The 14,326-nt window shown below is 65.6% G+C and carries 12 protein-coding genes; 2 read left to right on the top strand and 10 right to left on the bottom strand.

Going from position 1 to position 14,326, the window contains the following annotated elements; genetic code table 11:
- Positions 1-17 precede the first annotated feature (17 nt).
- From AC3WRR_RS20120 to AC3WRR_RS20095, 6 genes are all read right to left on the bottom strand, one after another.
- The gene (locus tag AC3WRR_RS20120) at positions 18-1,901 is read right to left on the bottom strand and encodes a type II and III secretion system protein family protein (RefSeq protein WP_492297922.1); all 1,884 of its coding nucleotides are present in this window, start codon (positions 1,899-1,901) and stop codon (positions 18-20) included.
- Positions 1,902-1,967: 66 nt separating this feature from the next.
- A complete protein-coding gene (cpaB, locus tag AC3WRR_RS20115) occupies positions 1,968-2,807 on the bottom strand; it encodes a Flp pilus assembly protein CpaB (protein WP_439668611.1) in 840 nt (279 codons plus the stop codon).
- Positions 2,808-2,850: 43 nt separating this feature from the next.
- Positions 2,851-4,269 (bottom strand): DUF8689 domain-containing protein, encoded by a 1,419-nt coding sequence (locus AC3WRR_RS20110; protein ID WP_439668612.1) that lies wholly within the window; start codon positions 4,267-4,269, stop codon positions 2,851-2,853.
- A 79-nt stretch (positions 4,270-4,348) separates the two neighbouring features.
- The gene (locus tag AC3WRR_RS20105; protein ID WP_454750205.1) at positions 4,349-4,882 is read right to left on the bottom strand and encodes an A24 family peptidase; all 534 of its coding nucleotides are present in this window, start codon (positions 4,880-4,882) and stop codon (positions 4,349-4,351) included.
- A 55-nt stretch (positions 4,883-4,937) separates the two neighbouring features.
- Positions 4,938-5,111, bottom strand: a complete 174-nt coding sequence (locus AC3WRR_RS20100; RefSeq protein ID WP_454750206.1) for a Flp family type IVb pilin — start codon at positions 5,109-5,111, stop codon at positions 4,938-4,940.
- 92 nt (positions 5,112-5,203) lie between these two features.
- Entirely contained in the window at positions 5,204-5,386 is a 183-nt protein-coding gene (locus tag AC3WRR_RS20095; RefSeq protein WP_454750207.1) for a Flp family type IVb pilin, read from the bottom strand.
- Positions 5,387-6,518: 1,132 nt separating this feature from the next.
- Here AC3WRR_RS20095 and AC3WRR_RS20090 point away from each other — a divergent pair.
- Positions 6,519-7,529, top strand: coding sequence for a glycosyltransferase family 2 protein (locus AC3WRR_RS20090; RefSeq protein WP_439668616.1), 1,011 nt, complete (start codon positions 6,519-6,521; stop codon positions 7,527-7,529).
- 229 nt (positions 7,530-7,758) lie between these two features.
- On the opposite strand, the gene AC3WRR_RS20085 is transcribed toward AC3WRR_RS20090, so the two are convergent.
- Positions 7,759-9,135 carry a sigma-54 dependent transcriptional regulator gene (locus AC3WRR_RS20085; RefSeq protein ID WP_492297919.1) on the bottom strand — a complete coding sequence of 459 codons (1,377 nt, stop codon included), beginning with the start codon at positions 9,133-9,135 and terminating at the stop codon, positions 7,759-7,761.
- Between the two features lie 1,293 nt (positions 9,136-10,428).
- The gene (locus AC3WRR_RS20080) at positions 10,429-11,403 is read right to left on the bottom strand and encodes a LysR substrate-binding domain-containing protein (RefSeq protein ID WP_010813023.1); all 975 of its coding nucleotides are present in this window, start codon (positions 11,401-11,403) and stop codon (positions 10,429-10,431) included.
- 81 nt (positions 11,404-11,484) lie between these two features.
- Here AC3WRR_RS20080 and AC3WRR_RS20075 point away from each other — a divergent pair, with 81 nt between their 5' ends.
- Positions 11,485-12,753: an MFS transporter gene (locus AC3WRR_RS20075; protein ID WP_439668618.1), complete on the top strand. Its 1,269-nt coding sequence runs from the start codon at positions 11,485-11,487 to the stop codon at positions 12,751-12,753.
- A gap of 85 nt (positions 12,754-12,838) precedes the next feature.
- On the opposite strand, the gene AC3WRR_RS20070 is transcribed toward AC3WRR_RS20075, so the two are convergent.
- Together AC3WRR_RS20070 and AC3WRR_RS20065 are read right to left on the bottom strand one after the other, a co-directional pair.
- Complete coding sequence (locus AC3WRR_RS20070; RefSeq protein WP_439669008.1) at positions 12,839-13,333, bottom strand: methyltransferase family protein; 495 nt, start codon at positions 13,331-13,333, stop codon at positions 12,839-12,841.
- Between the two features lie 422 nt (positions 13,334-13,755).
- Positions 13,756-14,259: a TPM domain-containing protein gene (locus AC3WRR_RS20065; protein WP_010813021.1), complete on the bottom strand. Its 504-nt coding sequence runs from the start codon at positions 14,257-14,259 to the stop codon at positions 13,756-13,758.
- Between the last annotated feature and the right edge of the window lie 67 nt (positions 14,260-14,326).

Below are 14,326 nucleotides of genomic sequence, written 5' to 3'. Positions count from 1 at the left end.
GCTGGTGGCGCGGCGGATCAGTTGCCGCCCGAGGCGGTGCGGCCGGCCGTGGCCGCGGCCCTGGCCTGGGCCAGGCGGGCGGCGGTGGCTTCGATGCGGGCGATGCGCGCTGTGGTGTCCTCGGCCGGCGGCGCGGCCGCCGTGTTGCGGGCGGGCGCCGGGGCTGGCAGGACAGGGCGCGTATTGGTAGCGGCAGCTGGTTCCCGGGCGGCCGGCACGGGCTCATCCAGCGGCTTGCCATTCGGCACGGCCGAGACCGAGGTGCCGGGCGCGCCTTCGCTGCGCGGTGCCGTGGGCGGCGTGGCAGGCGCTGCGGCCGGTGCGGCGGGCTGCGACGGTGCCGGCGCGGGTTGCGGCGGACGCTTGCCGCTGCCTTCCATATTGCCCATGAAGTACAGCGACAGCGGGTTCGGCGTGGAGAAGCTGTCGGTCGGCAGCGGGTAGTTGCTGGTCTGCATCGGCTGGACCAGGCGCGGCGTGATGATGAACACCAGCTCGGTCAGGTCCTGCTGGTACTGCGTGCTGCGGAACAACGTGCCCAGCACCGGCACCTCGCCGGCACCCGGCACCGCCTTGAGCGAGCCGCGCGCGCTGTCCGTCAGCAGGCCGCCGATGGCAAAGCTCTCGCCATCGCGCATCTGCACGGTGGTGGAGGCGCGCCGCGTGGTGATCACCGGCAGCACGGTCTGGCCGGTCAGGCTGCTGCCGCGCACGGTGGCGCCGGTGGGCGACAGCTCCGACACTTCGGGCGACACCTTCAGGTGGATGCGGCCGTTGGCCAGCACGGTAGGCGTGAACTTCAGCCCCACGCCAAATTCTTCTTCCTGCAGCGTGATGGTCGCGTTGCCGCCGATCGCATTGCTCTGCGCCACCGGGATGTAGATCTTGCCGCCGGCGAGGAAGCTGGCCTCCTGGCCGCTGATCGTGACCAGGTTGGGCTCGGCCAGGATCTTGACCAGGCTGTCGTTCTTCTGCGCATCGAGGGCGATGTCGAATGGCCGGTTGTTGGCCTTGCTGGCGAAGATCGCAGTCGAGGCACCGGTCAGCAGCGACGTCACCAGCCCGCCGCTCCAGGAGCCAAAGCCGCCCTGCAGGTTCACCGTCGAGCCGAGCTGGTTCAGCAGTGTCTTGGAAACCTCAGCCACCTTGACTTCCAGCATCACTTGCTGCGGGCTGTCGACCGACAGCATATTGAGCACGCCGCCTTTTTTGTTGCCGTTCCCGTTTCCGTTCCCGTTCTTGCTGCCGTCGCCCTGCGCAGCGTTGGCATACGCCTGAGCGATGTCCATGGCCTGCTGCGCGGACTGCGCGTTGGTGACGCTTCCGGTCAGCACCAGGTTGTCGGCGGCCGTCATCACGCGGATGCCGGGCTCGCCCGGCAGCAGTTGCCCGAGCGAAGTCTGCAGCCCACCGGCATCGGCATTGACCACCACGTTGATGATGCTGCAGCTGCCGCTACGGCCCTGCACGATCATGTTGGTGGTGCCCACCGCGCGGCCCAGCACGTAGAGTGTCTGCGGCGACACCATGGTGGCCTGCACCACGCTGGGGTTGCCCAGTGTGCGGTTGCGTACCGGCTCCTGCAGCGTGATCAGCTGCGACTTGCCGACCGGCACCATCACGCTGGACTCACTGCGGATCGCGCCAGTGCAGTTGGGGCCGCGCGCCTCCGCGGGCGGTACGGGCGGGGCCGACGTGGCCGGCGCGGCCGCTCCGTGCGTCATGCTGATGGTCATTTGCGCCGGGCCCTGGGGCGCCTTGGCGGCAGCGGGCGCGGTCGCCCTGGTCAGGTTGCCGGCCTCGATGGCGGCCTGTGCCGCAACTGCCAGCGGCGTGCAGAGGAAGGCGGCCAGCACCAGGATGCGGGTGCCGCCTGCAGCTTCGGATCGTTTCTGGTTCATTTTGAATCTCCCCCCGGAGAGGCTGTGTTGCAGCTCAGAATTCGTTGGATGCTGTGTGGAACGTGGTCAGAAGCACTCGATGCCGCCCTGCATGCCTGCCAGTACGCCGATGCAATTGCCGGAGCGGGCTGGCGCGGCAACGGTGCGGGTCTTCACCACAGTGCGCGTCGCCGTCTGGGTGACAACCTTGACGGGAGCTTCCGGCGCTTTGCCGAGCAGCGTGCCCTTGGTGGCGCCGCCGGTGTTGATGTCGGCCACGTCCATCTGGTTGCGCAGCACCAGCGACAGGGTGCCCACGCTGCGCGCCACGTCCAGCTTCTCGGCCTGCTCGGGCGTGACTTCCAGCGTCACCGCATTGACCACCTTGGGCTGGGTGTCGTCGCGGCTGACCTGCTGCGCTACCGCCAGCACCAGGATCTTCTCGAGCACGATCTTGGAGATGCTGCTGTTCTGCGTGGTCTTCGCTTCTTCGTTGGTATTGACGATCACGTCGACGTGGTTGCCCGGCAGCGCAAAGCCGGCCACACCCACCACATCGTTGACGCGGACCGTGATGGCGCGCTTGCCGTCATTGATCACCGCCGAGAGGCCACCCTTGGTGCCGACCGGTGCCAGCTTGGCGTCCAGGACCGGCTCGCCGCGCTGCAGGCTGGTGCGCACCACGCGGCCCTCCAGCACCTTGAGGTCTTCGAACGCACCCGGCGGCACGCTGCCCGCCGGCCAGCTGACCAGCCGCAACTGGCTGCCGTTGAGCGGCTGCCCGAGGTTGAGGTCGTTGGCCGCAACCACCACCTGCCTGACCGAACTGGATGACTGCTGGATCAGCCATCGCGACGCCGACACCACCGCCGCCACGCCGGCGACGAGGGCAATCAACAGCATCAGGATTGCACGTGTGTTCTTCATGATGACTCTCCCCTACAGTTGTCCGAGTATTCGGTGGTGCAGTTCAGCTTGCGGCGCGGTGATCGTCCGACCATCGATGGGCGGCGCCAGGTGGCGGCATGGCGTCGGCCGAGGTACGCAGTCCGTAGTAGCTCTGCCAGGCAGCCACCAGGCCGGCCTCTGTGACCTGCGCGGCTTGCCCGTGGTAGCGCACGCCCGAATCCACCAGGCGCAGCAGGTCGCGCGGAATGCAGGCCAGCAGCGGCGTATCGCTGGCGTAGTGCAGGCTGTCCACCAGGAAGTCGAACATCGCATCCGTGCTGGCCAGCCCGAAGTTGGCGGCGGTGCGCTGGTAGACCTCGCGGTAGTCGTCCACGGACAGGGGGCCCACATAGAGCTTGCTGCCAAGCCGGCGCAGGAAGGCGTCGTCCTCGAGCGCCGACGGTTCGAGGTTGGTCGAGAACACCGGCCAGACATCAAACGGCACCGAGAAACGCACGCCCGTCTGCAGCGTGAACATGTCGATGCCGCGGTCCAGCGGCACGATCCAACGGTTCAGCAGGTCGGTGACGCCGACCATCTGCCGGCCCAGGTCATCGACGATATAGATGCCGTTGTTGGCCTTCATGTGCGGGGGCGCCTGGTAGAAGCCGGAGGTGCGGTCATAGCGCAGGTCCAGCATGGACAGAGTCAGCTCGCCGCCCGACAGTACCACCGGGCGATGGCACAGGACCCAGCGGCGGTCCAGCGAGCGGCGCGCCAGCGAGGCTTGGCTGTCGTCGAACGGCACGTGGACCAGCGGATCGAACACCTGGATGATCTCGCCGGCCACGGTGATCGCGTGCGGCACCGGTACTGCGCCGGGCAGCAGCGTGCCAAGTCGTTGTGCCAGGTAGGTCTTGCCGCTGCCGGCCGGGCCATAGATCATCAGCGCGCGGCAGGTGTTCAGCGCCATGCCGATCGCGTCGAGCAGGTGGACCGGGATCACCAGGTCATGGAAGGCTGCGGTGACGTCCGCCTTGGTCACCGAAGCATGATTGACCGAGTGGCGCTTGATGGCATCGAGGTACGCATCCAGCGTGACCGGCGCCGTACCGACATAGCTGCAGCGCGCCGATGCTTCCGCCGCGCGGGTATAGCCGGCATCAGTGAGCCGGAAGCGCACATCCAGGTCGCTGGCGCCGCGGTGCGCGATTTCAAGCAGGCGCTCGCGCACGGCCACCGCGGCAACTTCATTGACCACCAGGGCCGGCAGCTTGAGCGTGTCGGTCAGTACCGCCAGCGTGACGGTGCGGTGCTGGTAGGCGGCCTTCATCAGCAGCCCGAGCAACTGCGCGATCTCCAGGCCGGTGTCGGCGATGGTGCGCGGCAGGACGTGCCATGGCGGCAGCGGCAGCGTGCCATGTTCGGCATGGGCACTTCTGCTGGTCGCGACGGGCTCGAGGAGCCGCGGTGCGTGACCTGTGTCGTGATGCTCGTTCATTGCCGTCCCCTGTTTTCTGGTCAGTGTGTTCTCATTCCTGAAGGCGCCTGTGGCTGGCCGGCGCGTTGTGTCGCTCGTGTCATGTGCCGGCAAAGAGCATGGTCAGCGTCCCGGCGGCAATCGCTACGCCGTAGGGTATGGAGCCGGCGGAAGCCCCGGCTTGAGGTTGCACCGGCCGGGAACCAGGCACCAGGGTGGCGATCAGCATGTGGCCCACGCGGGTGAGGGTCGCGCGTCCTTGTCCTGTGGCGAGCAGCAGTACCAGTGCCCAGACCCCACCAATCACGCAGGTTGCCAACGCGATTTTCAGCACCATGCTTACGCCAAGCCAGGCGCCCACGGCTGCCATCAACTTGACGTCGCCGGCCGCCATGCCGCGCATTAGATAGAAGGGCAGAAACAGCACCAGGCCCACCGTCCAGCCACAGAGCCACGCCAGCGACCCGGCAGCGAGGCCGTGAATGGCTGCCAGCACGGGCAGTGCGGTGATCCAGGCGCCGAAGGTGAGCCAGTTGGGAATGCGGCGCCGGTCCAGGTCGATGGCCGCGGCTGTGAGCACGATGCCGATCGTGGCGGGGCCGACGAGGGGGGCGAGGGCAGTGGCGGCTTGCATGGCGATATGGGCTGGTAGCTCGGGTGGTGTTCAGGGAGTTCGTTGGTCGCATGCGTCAAGGCATCCTGGCGGCGATCAACTGGTACGTCGATTTCAAGGTATCGCTGAGCGTGATGGCGGAGCCGATGATGGCCATCGCAATCAACATGCCGAGCAATGCGTATTCGATGGAGGAGACGCCATTGTCTTCGTGCAACAGGTCCCTAATGCGGGTGAGGAACTTCTGCATTTGGCGTCTCCGGTGATACATCGTGGGGTGTTGGGCGCAGTGCCGACTGCATGGCGGCCCGGCAGAGGCCCGCCATGCGCTTGCACCCGCTACTAGTTGGCGGCTGTCAGAGCCGTGCCAATCGCGGTAAACGTAGCGTCCAATTGCGTACCGACGATTTGGACCGACCCGATGATGACAACTGCAATGAGCGCGGCAATGAGGCCATATTCAATGGCGGTCACACCGTCTTCATCACGGATGAATTGCTTGAGCATGGTGGTCAGATTTTGCATGACTAACTCCTTTGGTTTTGGGAACAAGCACTGCAGGACTACGGAACTACGGAATTACGGATCAGGCAACACCGGCACCGGATATCAATGCCGGGAAACGCGGCAGCAGGGCGGTGCGCAGATCGCGCATGCGTGGAACGGCCAGCGGCCGGGTCCGCCGCGCGAACCCTGTGGGCTGCGCGCCTGCAACCGGCGTTCCGCAGAGGCGTGCATGCATCGCGCCGCATGTTGTGCATGCCCCATGCGGGCCATGCGGCGAAACGGTGCGCTGGGGCCAATGCGGGCAGTGCCAGCGTGGCAAGCGTTCCGGTGCGGCAGCGCGGGTTGGCGGACGGCAGGCATGGTGAAGCTCCCCGTATCGTTCTTAGTGCCGGCCAGTTGCGCCGGCATCGCGGCAATTCGATCCTGATGGCGTTGCTGCGTTGCCAGGACATAGGCAATCCACGGGCCAGCCCATGCGAAACCGTTCTGCCATAAGGCTTTTCGGAAAGCGGGGCGTGCCCGGATCCGGTCCTGTCGTCCCTGAAGCGGTGTTTTGGCCGCTCTTCGTTGCCGGCTGGAAACGCGCGCCGCACAAGGCAATGTGGATGGGGCGACCAATGGATGAGGGCGCGTTGCAACGCCGCGCGCACGGTTGGTCAGGACGAGGCTTTCCCTTCAGCCAAAAGCATGATGTGGCGCGAACGGATGCGTGCCGCGCATACCGCAGACGAAGGAGGCGATTGCAGCCTGCGGCGGCTGGTCTCAACATGTGGCCGTCTGATGGACGAGGGCGCTGCCTGTCGGGCCAGCGTTTCTGGAACGAAACGTCGATCGGTTCCCTTGACCCTCCGCCGGAGCCCGGAATGGCGGAGGGATTCGCTGCAATCCTTGTGTATTTGTGGCTCGTCGACCGGTGGAGCCGCGTGATTCAGAGCAGAAACATCGCAAATCGTGCCGATGATTCACGGCGGTCGTGCCTGTGCGGAAGATGCTCGCCGTCTTGCGTTCTGCTAGATGGCGCGATAACACTGAGCGAGGAGAGCATGAGTCCGTGTCGCGCCGCTGTGCCGGGCTTTCCCGCTGATGACAATTTTCGGCGCGTGGATCGAAGCCAGGCTTCTTGCTGTGCGTGCCGGGGAGGAAGCAGAGTATGTCTGACAATGAAGCCAGGCTGCTGTCCCTGGTGGTGCCGTGCTACAACGATGGGGCAGCGATGCCTGCATTCTTTGCGCGCGTGCTGCCGATTCTGGAGTTGCTTCCCGCCATGCAGTGCGAGATCGTTTGCGTCAACGACGGCAGCTCGGACGACACGCTGGCCAAGCTTGTCGATGCGGCGCGCTGCGACGCCAGGATACGGGTGCTGGACCTGACACGCAGCTTTGGCAGAGAAGCGGCGCTGACCGCCGGCATCGATGAGGCAATTGGTGACGCGGTGATTCCGATCGATGTCGGCCTTCAGGATCCGCCTGAGCTTATTCCGACGTTGGTTCGTCGGTGGCGCCAAGGCGCGGAGGTTGTACTTGCCCAATGCGAGGGGGGCGGAAACGGCTCGGTCTTGAAGCGACTGGGCCGGATCGCCCGCTACCGGTTGCAGGATTATGTATCGGCTCAGAAGAGCCCCAGGAGCGTCGGCGAATTTCTATTGCTGGACCGTGCCGTGGTCAATGCGCTGAAGCAGCTTCCGGAGCGGCACCGTTTCATGAAGGGTCTGCTTGCATGGGTCGGCTTCAACACAGTGACCGTGCAGTATGAACAGCCTTTCGGCAACGCGGGCCGGACTGGACGTCCAGACTGGGGGCCAAGGGTTCGAGCGCTCGAGGGTGTTGCCGGGTTCAGCGCAGTGCCGCTGCGCAGCTGGACATACCTGGGTATTTGCAGCGCCGTGCTTGCAGGCTGCTACGGCATATACATCGTTGCCAGCAACCTCATATCTGGCGTGGACATGCCGGGCTATGCGCCGGTGCTCACGCTGATGCTGTTCGTCGGCGGATTGCAGCTAATCGGCCTGGGGATAATGGGTGAATATGTTGCTCGCATCTACGATGAATCGAAGGGGCGCCCGATTTACCTGGTCAAGCGACGCTATCAGGCGCGTCGCCCACAAGAGCGCGCGGGGCGGGAGGCCAGAGTCATCTCCCTGGTCGCGAACAAGCAAGACTAAGTGATGCCATTCGGCCAGGGGTGGTGCGGCTTGCAGGCCCGTTCCAAGGGGCGTCGCCACTGACGCGGCCGTAACCGGCGGTCACATGGACGTGAACGCCGGCCTTACCATCTGTCCCTCTGATCGCGCGCACAGATGGCGCCAGACTGCCGGGCAGTGGCGGCGCGTGGATACGCCTGTCGTGGTGCTGCGTGAGCCCGAGAGTTTGCCGCAAGCTGACATGCCGCTGCTAACCCTGCACGCAGATCAACCCCAGGTCCCCCTTCTTCACCTGCAGCTTGTAATCCCGCATCAACCTGAACAGCGTCACCCGCGAAATCCCCAGCTCTGCCGCCACGTCAATCAGCCGTTCATGATGCCGCTGCAGCGCCTCGACGATCGCGGTCTGCTCGGCCGCTTCGCGGATGGCCGCGAGCGTGAGCGGGCGGTCGTCGGCGGGGGTGGCCAGCTCCAGGTCGTCGGGCTGGATCACGCCGTCTTCGCACATGGCGGCGGCGTGGCGGATGCGGTTGATCAGCTCGCGCACGTTGCCGGGCCAGTTGTGCTGCTGGATCGCGCGCAGCGCCATCGGCGAAAAGCCGCGGATGCGTGCCGGCGACTGCTTGCGCACGTTGTCCAGCACGTGTTCGGCGATCAGCAGGATGTCGCTGCCGCGTTCGCGCAGCGGTGGCTGGCGCACGCGCAGCACGCACAGCCGGTGGTAGAGGTCGCCGCGGAAGCGTTCGGCGGCGATCGCGGCTTCCAGGTCGACATGGGTGGCGGAGATGATGCGCACATCGACCTCCACCGATTCCGTGCCGCCCAGCCGCTCGATGCGGCCGGTCTCCAGGAAGCGCAGCAGGCTGGTCTGGCTTTCGATCGGCATGTCGCCGATTTCATCCAGGAACAGGGTGCCGCCCTGTGCCATCTCGATGCGGCCGGGCTTGCGCTTGGTCGCGCCGGTGAAGGCGCCGCGCTCATAGCCGAACAGCTCTGACATCAGCAGCGTGGGAGGGATCGCCGCGCAGTTGACCGCGACGAAGGGGCGCGAGGCCCGCTCCGAAGCGCGGTGGATGGCATGAGCGGCCAGTTCCTTGCCGGTGCCGGACTCGCCGGAGATCAGCACGGGTGTGTCCCAGCGCGACACCTTCTCGATACCGCGGAAGAGCGATTGCATGGCCGGGCAGCTGCCGATCATGCCGTCCGGGCGTGCGGTGCCGGGGCGGGCATGCTGCGCGCCCGGGCGCAGTTGCGCCATGCCGAGCGCGTGGCCGAGCGATTCCGCCAGGCGAGGGTGCTGGACCGGTGCGGTGTAATAGTCGACGAAGTACAGGCCCAGCAGCCGGCGCGCGGATTCGGTCAGGGACTCCTGGCCGGCGATGATGCCGATCCAGCCGATATGCGGCAGCGAGAGCCAGGGCTCGAACGATTCCAGGTCGGCATCGCTGAAGCCGCCTTGCAGGTCGAGCATCGCCGCAAGCGGCTGGTTGCCCGGGGGTAGCGCGTGGAGGTCTTGCAGGTTGGAGGCGAAGCTGATCTTCCAGCCACGCTGTGCGAGCAACCTGCAGAGCATGGCGTCGTGGTGCTGCGACAGGTACAGCAGCGGGCGGTTGGTGTACGCGCTCATAAATTTCCCCGGATCTTTTGCTTTTACAAAGCCGGTGGCCTGCTGTTGCGGGTCACTGGTTTCGTTGGCTCTAAGGCTTGCGCCTGCCGCAACATGTCAATGCCACGGCCTGGCGCTCTCCCAAAATTGCTGCCCGCGGCGCTGCGTTGCGCGGGCCGGTGGGCCCGTTTTCGCCGCCGCCGCGACCTCACCTCCCTGGCATCGGTCGCGGCGGCTGCCGCTTCGCATCGCCTGCATGGCAGGCTGTTGCTTCACCCCGTTTCTTGTCCGGATGCGCCGGCTCGGCCGATGCGTCCGCTTGTTGTCTGCGTGCCGCCCCGTTCAGCCGTGGCGTGCCGCATAGTCCAGGTACCACGGGCCGCTTTTCGTCCGCTTGCGGCCCGTGTTCCTGAACGACCTCCGCTAATCTTGTCGACGACCCCTGCACCTGGCCAGCCGATGCGGACCAGTTCCTGCCGCGTGGCCCACGCTTACAGCGCCAGTCCGAATCCCGCCCTGGGATGCGGGGTCGTCCTGAAACTGATCTTCGGCGAACGCGTGCCAGTGTGTTGCCGCTTCGGTTTCAGACGTCCCCCTGTTCCGGGCTTCTGTTCGCGCGGACATATGTGCGACGAACGTGCCAGATATGGCTAATCCTTTGATAACAAAAGGAAAAGGAAATTTTCGGCTGACCTTGGGCAATTGCTGGCGATCAATAACGTTCCGCTTCTGATACATCTGGCGGGATTTCTATATTGCAGCGCAGCATTCGGCGAGCGGGTAATTAGGCGCATGGATCACAGTGCGTGGCAAGCGAGTGTCGACAAACCTACTTTTCACCGGCAATGCCCATCCGAAGGAGGGAGAGCAAAATTTCAAACGGACAGGCGTCAGGGCTCGAATGCAGCACGCGAGTGAAGCTGCCAGGTAGTTTCATTTCCGTTACAACGTTTTGAACTCTGTACCTCGGTAGCCACCCCGGCGTGCCGCGGTTGTCTTCAGCCTTTTGGCGCCGCGCACGCGGTTGCGGGCGCGGTTGGGTGGACGGAATCGACGCGTTGACAAGCGTTTGCACGATGCGGCGCCGGGCGGGCCCGGCCGTATCTCATCTCTTTGGATGGGGCGGGTAGATTTTTCACGGACGCTGGCACGGTGTGCGATCTGGTTGCATTGGTGAAACTCGGACCGCTCTGGCAACGCCGCGGCACCGCGTACGGCAGGCCATCGCAGGGCTTGCGGCACCCGCCAAGCCCTTGATTTCACTGGTCTAGACGAAAATGATTCGTATTGCCAACATCTGCGCCTCAAACAATTTCATGCATGAAACCGCTTGGCGGGCGTGCTGCCGTCGGCGCCAGGGTGGACGTGGCCGGCTTCCTGCCGGACCTGTTCCTCCAGCCAGGCATGGAACTGCTGGATGGCCTTCTCGCGCGGATTGCCTTCGCGCCAGGTGACCCAGTAATGGAGGCTGGACGGGATGCGGGTGGGCCCGATCTGCACCAGTTCGCCGCTGGCCAGGTAATCGTGCGCCAGCTGGGCGCGCGCAGTGGCTACGCCGAGCCCGGCGACGGCCGATTGCAGCATCAGGCCGGCATCCTGGAAGATCGGGCCGCGTTCGGGCTCGTCGCCTGGCAGGCCGGCGGCTTCGAGCCAGTCGCGCCACGGGCGCAACGCAAAGCGCAGCATCGGCATGCGCGGCACGTCGGCCAGCGTGAAGCCGGGGTAGCGCGCCAGCAGCGCCGGGCTGGCCACCGCGATCACATGGTCCTCGATCAGGTTGTGGCATTCAAAACCGGGCAGGTCGATGCGCTGGTGCCAGATGCCGACATCGACGCTGTACGGGTCGGGCGGCGTGATCTCCGCATGCAGCCGCAGGTGCAGGTCCAGCGACGGCACCTGGGCGTGCAGGCTGGGCAGGCGCCGGATCAGCCAGGCATTGGCCAGGTCGGCCATCACGCTGACCTGCAGCCGTGTTACCGGCGGCGCGGCGCTGTTGCCGGCCTCGCGCAGCGCGCTTTCGATACTGTCGAGCGCGCCGCGCACCTGTTCCGCCAGCCGCGCGCCCACGCTGGTGGGGGTCATCTGGCTGCCGGTGCGCTGGAACAGCTTGGTGCCCAGGCTGGTCTCGAGCGCGCGGATATGGTGGCTGATGGCGCTGTGCGTCAGGGCCAGTTCCTCGGCCGCGCGCGAGAAGCTGCGGTGGCGCGTGGCGGCTTCGAGCGCACGCAGCGCTTGCAGCGGCGGCAGGTGGACGGGGCGTTGGGCGGGTTTGGCGGGGGATTTGGCCATGGCCGTCAAATTCTACTCACAATTGCCGCGGGTATCTTTCGTTGGCTTTGGTTTGCCGGAAGAACGACAATTCGGGCCATCATGACGACTACGACTTCAAACTTGTCTTCCGCGCCCTCGCAAGCGCGATTTGCCCCTGGTGCTGCTGCCGGCGCCCGCTGGCGCGTGCTGGCGGTATTCTCGCTGGGCTTCCTGGTGTCCTATCTGTTCCGCGGCGTCAACCTGGGCTTTGCGCCGAACCTGACGCGCGAGCTCGGGCTCAATGCCGGCGACCTGGGCCTGCTCACCAGCTTCTACTTCCTCGGCTTCGCCTGCGCCCAGTTGCCCGCGGGAATCCTGCTGGACCGCTACGGCCCGCGCCGCACCGAGGCCGTGATGCTGCTGGTGGCGGTGGCCGGTTCGATGGTGTTCGCGCTGGCGCCCGGCATGGGCGGGCTGGCCGCCGGCCGGCTGCTGATCGGGGTAGGCGTGTCGGTGTGCCTGGGCGCCACCATCCAGGCGCTGTCGATGTGGTTCCCGCTGTCGCGCATGCCCTTGCTCAACGGCGTGGTGATGGCCATCGGCGGCCTGGGCGCGGTGCTGGTCGGCGCGCCGCTGTCGTGGCTGCTGTCATTGACTGACTGGCGCACGGTCAGCATGGGGCTGACCTGCATATCGCTGGCGATGGCGGTGCTGCTGTGGTTCGGCGTGCCGGACAAGCCGCGCGCCGGCAAGGAAAGCCTGCGCGAACAGCTGCGCGGCACGCGCCAGATCCTGGCCAGCGAACGTTTCTGGCGCGTGGTGCCGCTGACACTGCTCAACCAGGGCGTGTTCATGGCGGTGCAGACGCTATGGGTGGGTGCGTTCCTGCGCGACGTGCCCGGCTTCGATCCAGCCAGCAGCGCACAACTGGTCTCGGTGATCGGCTTCGCGATGATGGCCGGCTGCGTCGGCGCGGGCTGGGCCGCGCGCCACCTGGAGCGTATCGGCGTAAGCCTGTATGCCTTTGCCGGCACTGGCATGACCGCCTTTATCGTGGTCCAGCTGCTGCTGATGGCGCAGGTCCCGCTGCCGCCGGTGCTGCTGTGGGTGGCTTATGGCGTGTTCGGCTCCAGCGGCATCCTGACCTATGCGGTGCTGGCGCGTAGTTTCCCGGATGCGCTGATCGGAAGGGCGACCACGGCACTGACGCTGACCGTGTTCCTGTCGACCTTTGCCTGCCAGGTGGGTGTGGGGCTGGTGTTGGATCTGTGGCCCGCCACGGCCGGACACTATCCTAAGGCTGCACACCTGACGGCGTGGGGCGGACTGGTGGCGCTGCAAATATCTGCGGCCGTGTGGTACCTGATGGGTGCGCGCCGCCCTCGCTGACGATGACTGACCCGACCTGAATCCCCTTCGCGTCGTCGCCCGCGGTTGGCGGCCTACCCCAATCCCAAGGAAGGGTTCGGCACGCTCAGTACACGCCTGGCAACGCGCGGAATCGCACTTTCTCGCGATACCGACAGTATTCGGGGTCGTCGGACAGCAGCTTTTCTTCGCGATTTATCCGCACAGCCTGCAGCGCGTACAACCCGGCATAGACAAGCAAGTTTTGCAGCCCAAAGTTTGTGAGCACGAAGCCGACGTCAGCGATGAGGTAGCCAAGGTAGATCGGATGTCGCACGAATCGGTAAGCCCCGCTCGACACGATTCCGCGATTGGCAGGCAGTATCCCGAACGAGAAACGGAGCGAGATCTTTGCATAGATTTGCCAGGTGATCCCTATGACCTGCAGGCCCGCGCCAAGTATTTCCGGTACCAGGCGCTCTCCTGGCGCCAGCTGAATTGCAAGGAAATAGTATGAAGCGCCTAACGAGCAGATGATTGTGACCGGATTCCAGTCTCGTCTCTTCGGAACCCGGACAAATAGAGACAGGCCAAGGGTCAGGCAATTTGCCAACACGAGCATCAGCAAGGTAATTCGCGTTGGGTCAGCGAGCCAGTGCCGAATAGCAGCGTACGCGAATCCTGCAAGCAGTGCGGCGGTGGCACTTCTGAGACTAGCCTCCAAGAGGAATTCTCGAAGGTCTGTTCTGGGCGCAGGGCTCCCCCGATCCTTGTCCGCTGGGCTTTCTGGCATGGCATCCCCTTGTTTCAGCGGAGTCTGGGCGCTCCGCCTCACTGGCTGTAATGCAGTTGTTCACCAAGCGTAGCCTGTGAGCGCCAGACGTCATATCGGGCAAAAGTATGTTTCGCCAATGAAAACAGCTCATTGCCTGCAGTGCTGAGCAAGCTGGTGGGCATGATTCCCCGGGGGGGACGGAGGGCCGAATCACGGGATCGCCGACCGAACCCCGGCAAAGCGGCCGAGCGCGGTCGAACGGCCAGACCCTAGAGAAAGACCGGACGGTCGTCCAGCTCGTTCGGGTTGTGCCCGCCGTCGGAGGGGAAGTGCGTGGCCAGCAGTGCATGGATGCTCGCCACCGTGGCCAGCACCGGCCGTACCGACAGGTCCTGTCTGAGTCCCAGCACCAGTTCGTCGCACAGCTCGCGCCAGGTGGCGGGCCCCACGCTGGCGTCGATGCCGCGGTCGGCGAGCAGCTCGACCGCATGGTCGGCCAGGTTGATATAGAGCAGCACGCCGGTATGGTCCGCGGTGTTCCAGACCTCGAGCGCGCCAAACAGGAAGCGGGCGCGCTCGCGCGGCGTGACGCCGGACCAGGCATCGCCCACCGGCAGGCTGGCTTCGATCACCACGCGGATCTCGCCGCGGTGGCTGGCTTCGCCGGCATGCACGGCTGCATGCAGCTGCTGCTGGGCTTCGGCTGGAAAGTGCTTGCGGGCTGCGCTGGCCGTGGTGGCGATATGGTGCAGGGCACGTCGGAGATTCGGCATTGTCTTCGTTCCTTGTGCTGTCACCAGTTGCCCGAGGCGCCGCCGCCGTCGAAGCCGCCGCCGCCCC

The organism is Cupriavidus sp. FW305-3-2-15-C-LB2 (genome assembly GCF_058787575.1).
This window is presented reverse-complemented; position numbering and strand designations above follow the sequence as displayed.

Excerpts from the sequence above, each read along its gene's own strand:
- AC3WRR_RS20120 (WP_492297922.1), bottom strand. The coding sequence starts at position 1,901 with ATGAACCAGAAACGATCCGAAGCTGCAGGCGGCACCCGCATCCTGGTG.
- AC3WRR_RS20110 (WP_439668612.1), bottom strand. The coding sequence starts at position 4,269 with ATGAACGAGCATCACGACACAGGTCACGCACCGCGGCTCCTCGAGCCC.
- AC3WRR_RS20090 (WP_439668616.1), top strand. The coding sequence starts at position 6,519 with ATGTCTGACAATGAAGCCAGGCTGCTGTCCCTGGTGGTGCCGTGCTAC.
- cpaB (WP_439668611.1), bottom strand. The coding sequence starts at position 2,807 with ATGAAGAACACACGTGCAATCCTGATGCTGTTGATTGCCCTCGTCGCC.
- AC3WRR_RS20080 (WP_010813023.1), bottom strand. The coding sequence starts at position 11,403 with ATGGCCAAATCCCCCGCCAAACCCGCCCAACGCCCCGTCCACCTGCCG.
- AC3WRR_RS20100 (WP_454750206.1), bottom strand. The coding sequence starts at position 5,111 with ATGCAGAAGTTCCTCACCCGCATTAGGGACCTGTTGCACGAAGACAAT.
- AC3WRR_RS20105 (WP_454750205.1), bottom strand. The coding sequence starts at position 4,882 with ATGCAAGCCGCCACTGCCCTCGCCCCCCTCGTCGGCCCCGCCACGATC.
- AC3WRR_RS20065 (WP_010813021.1), bottom strand. The coding sequence starts at position 14,259 with ATGCCGAATCTCCGACGTGCCCTGCACCATATCGCCACCACGGCCAGC.
- AC3WRR_RS20075 (WP_439668618.1), top strand. The coding sequence starts at position 11,485 with ATGACGACTACGACTTCAAACTTGTCTTCCGCGCCCTCGCAAGCGCGA.
- AC3WRR_RS20085 (WP_492297919.1), bottom strand. The coding sequence starts at position 9,135 with ATGAGCGCGTACACCAACCGCCCGCTGCTGTACCTGTCGCAGCACCAC.
- AC3WRR_RS20095 (WP_454750207.1), bottom strand. The coding sequence starts at position 5,386 with ATGCAAAATCTGACCACCATGCTCAAGCAATTCATCCGTGATGAAGAC.
- AC3WRR_RS20070 (WP_439669008.1), bottom strand. The coding sequence starts at position 13,333 with ATGCTCGTGTTGGCAAATTGCCTGACCCTTGGCCTGTCTCTATTTGTC.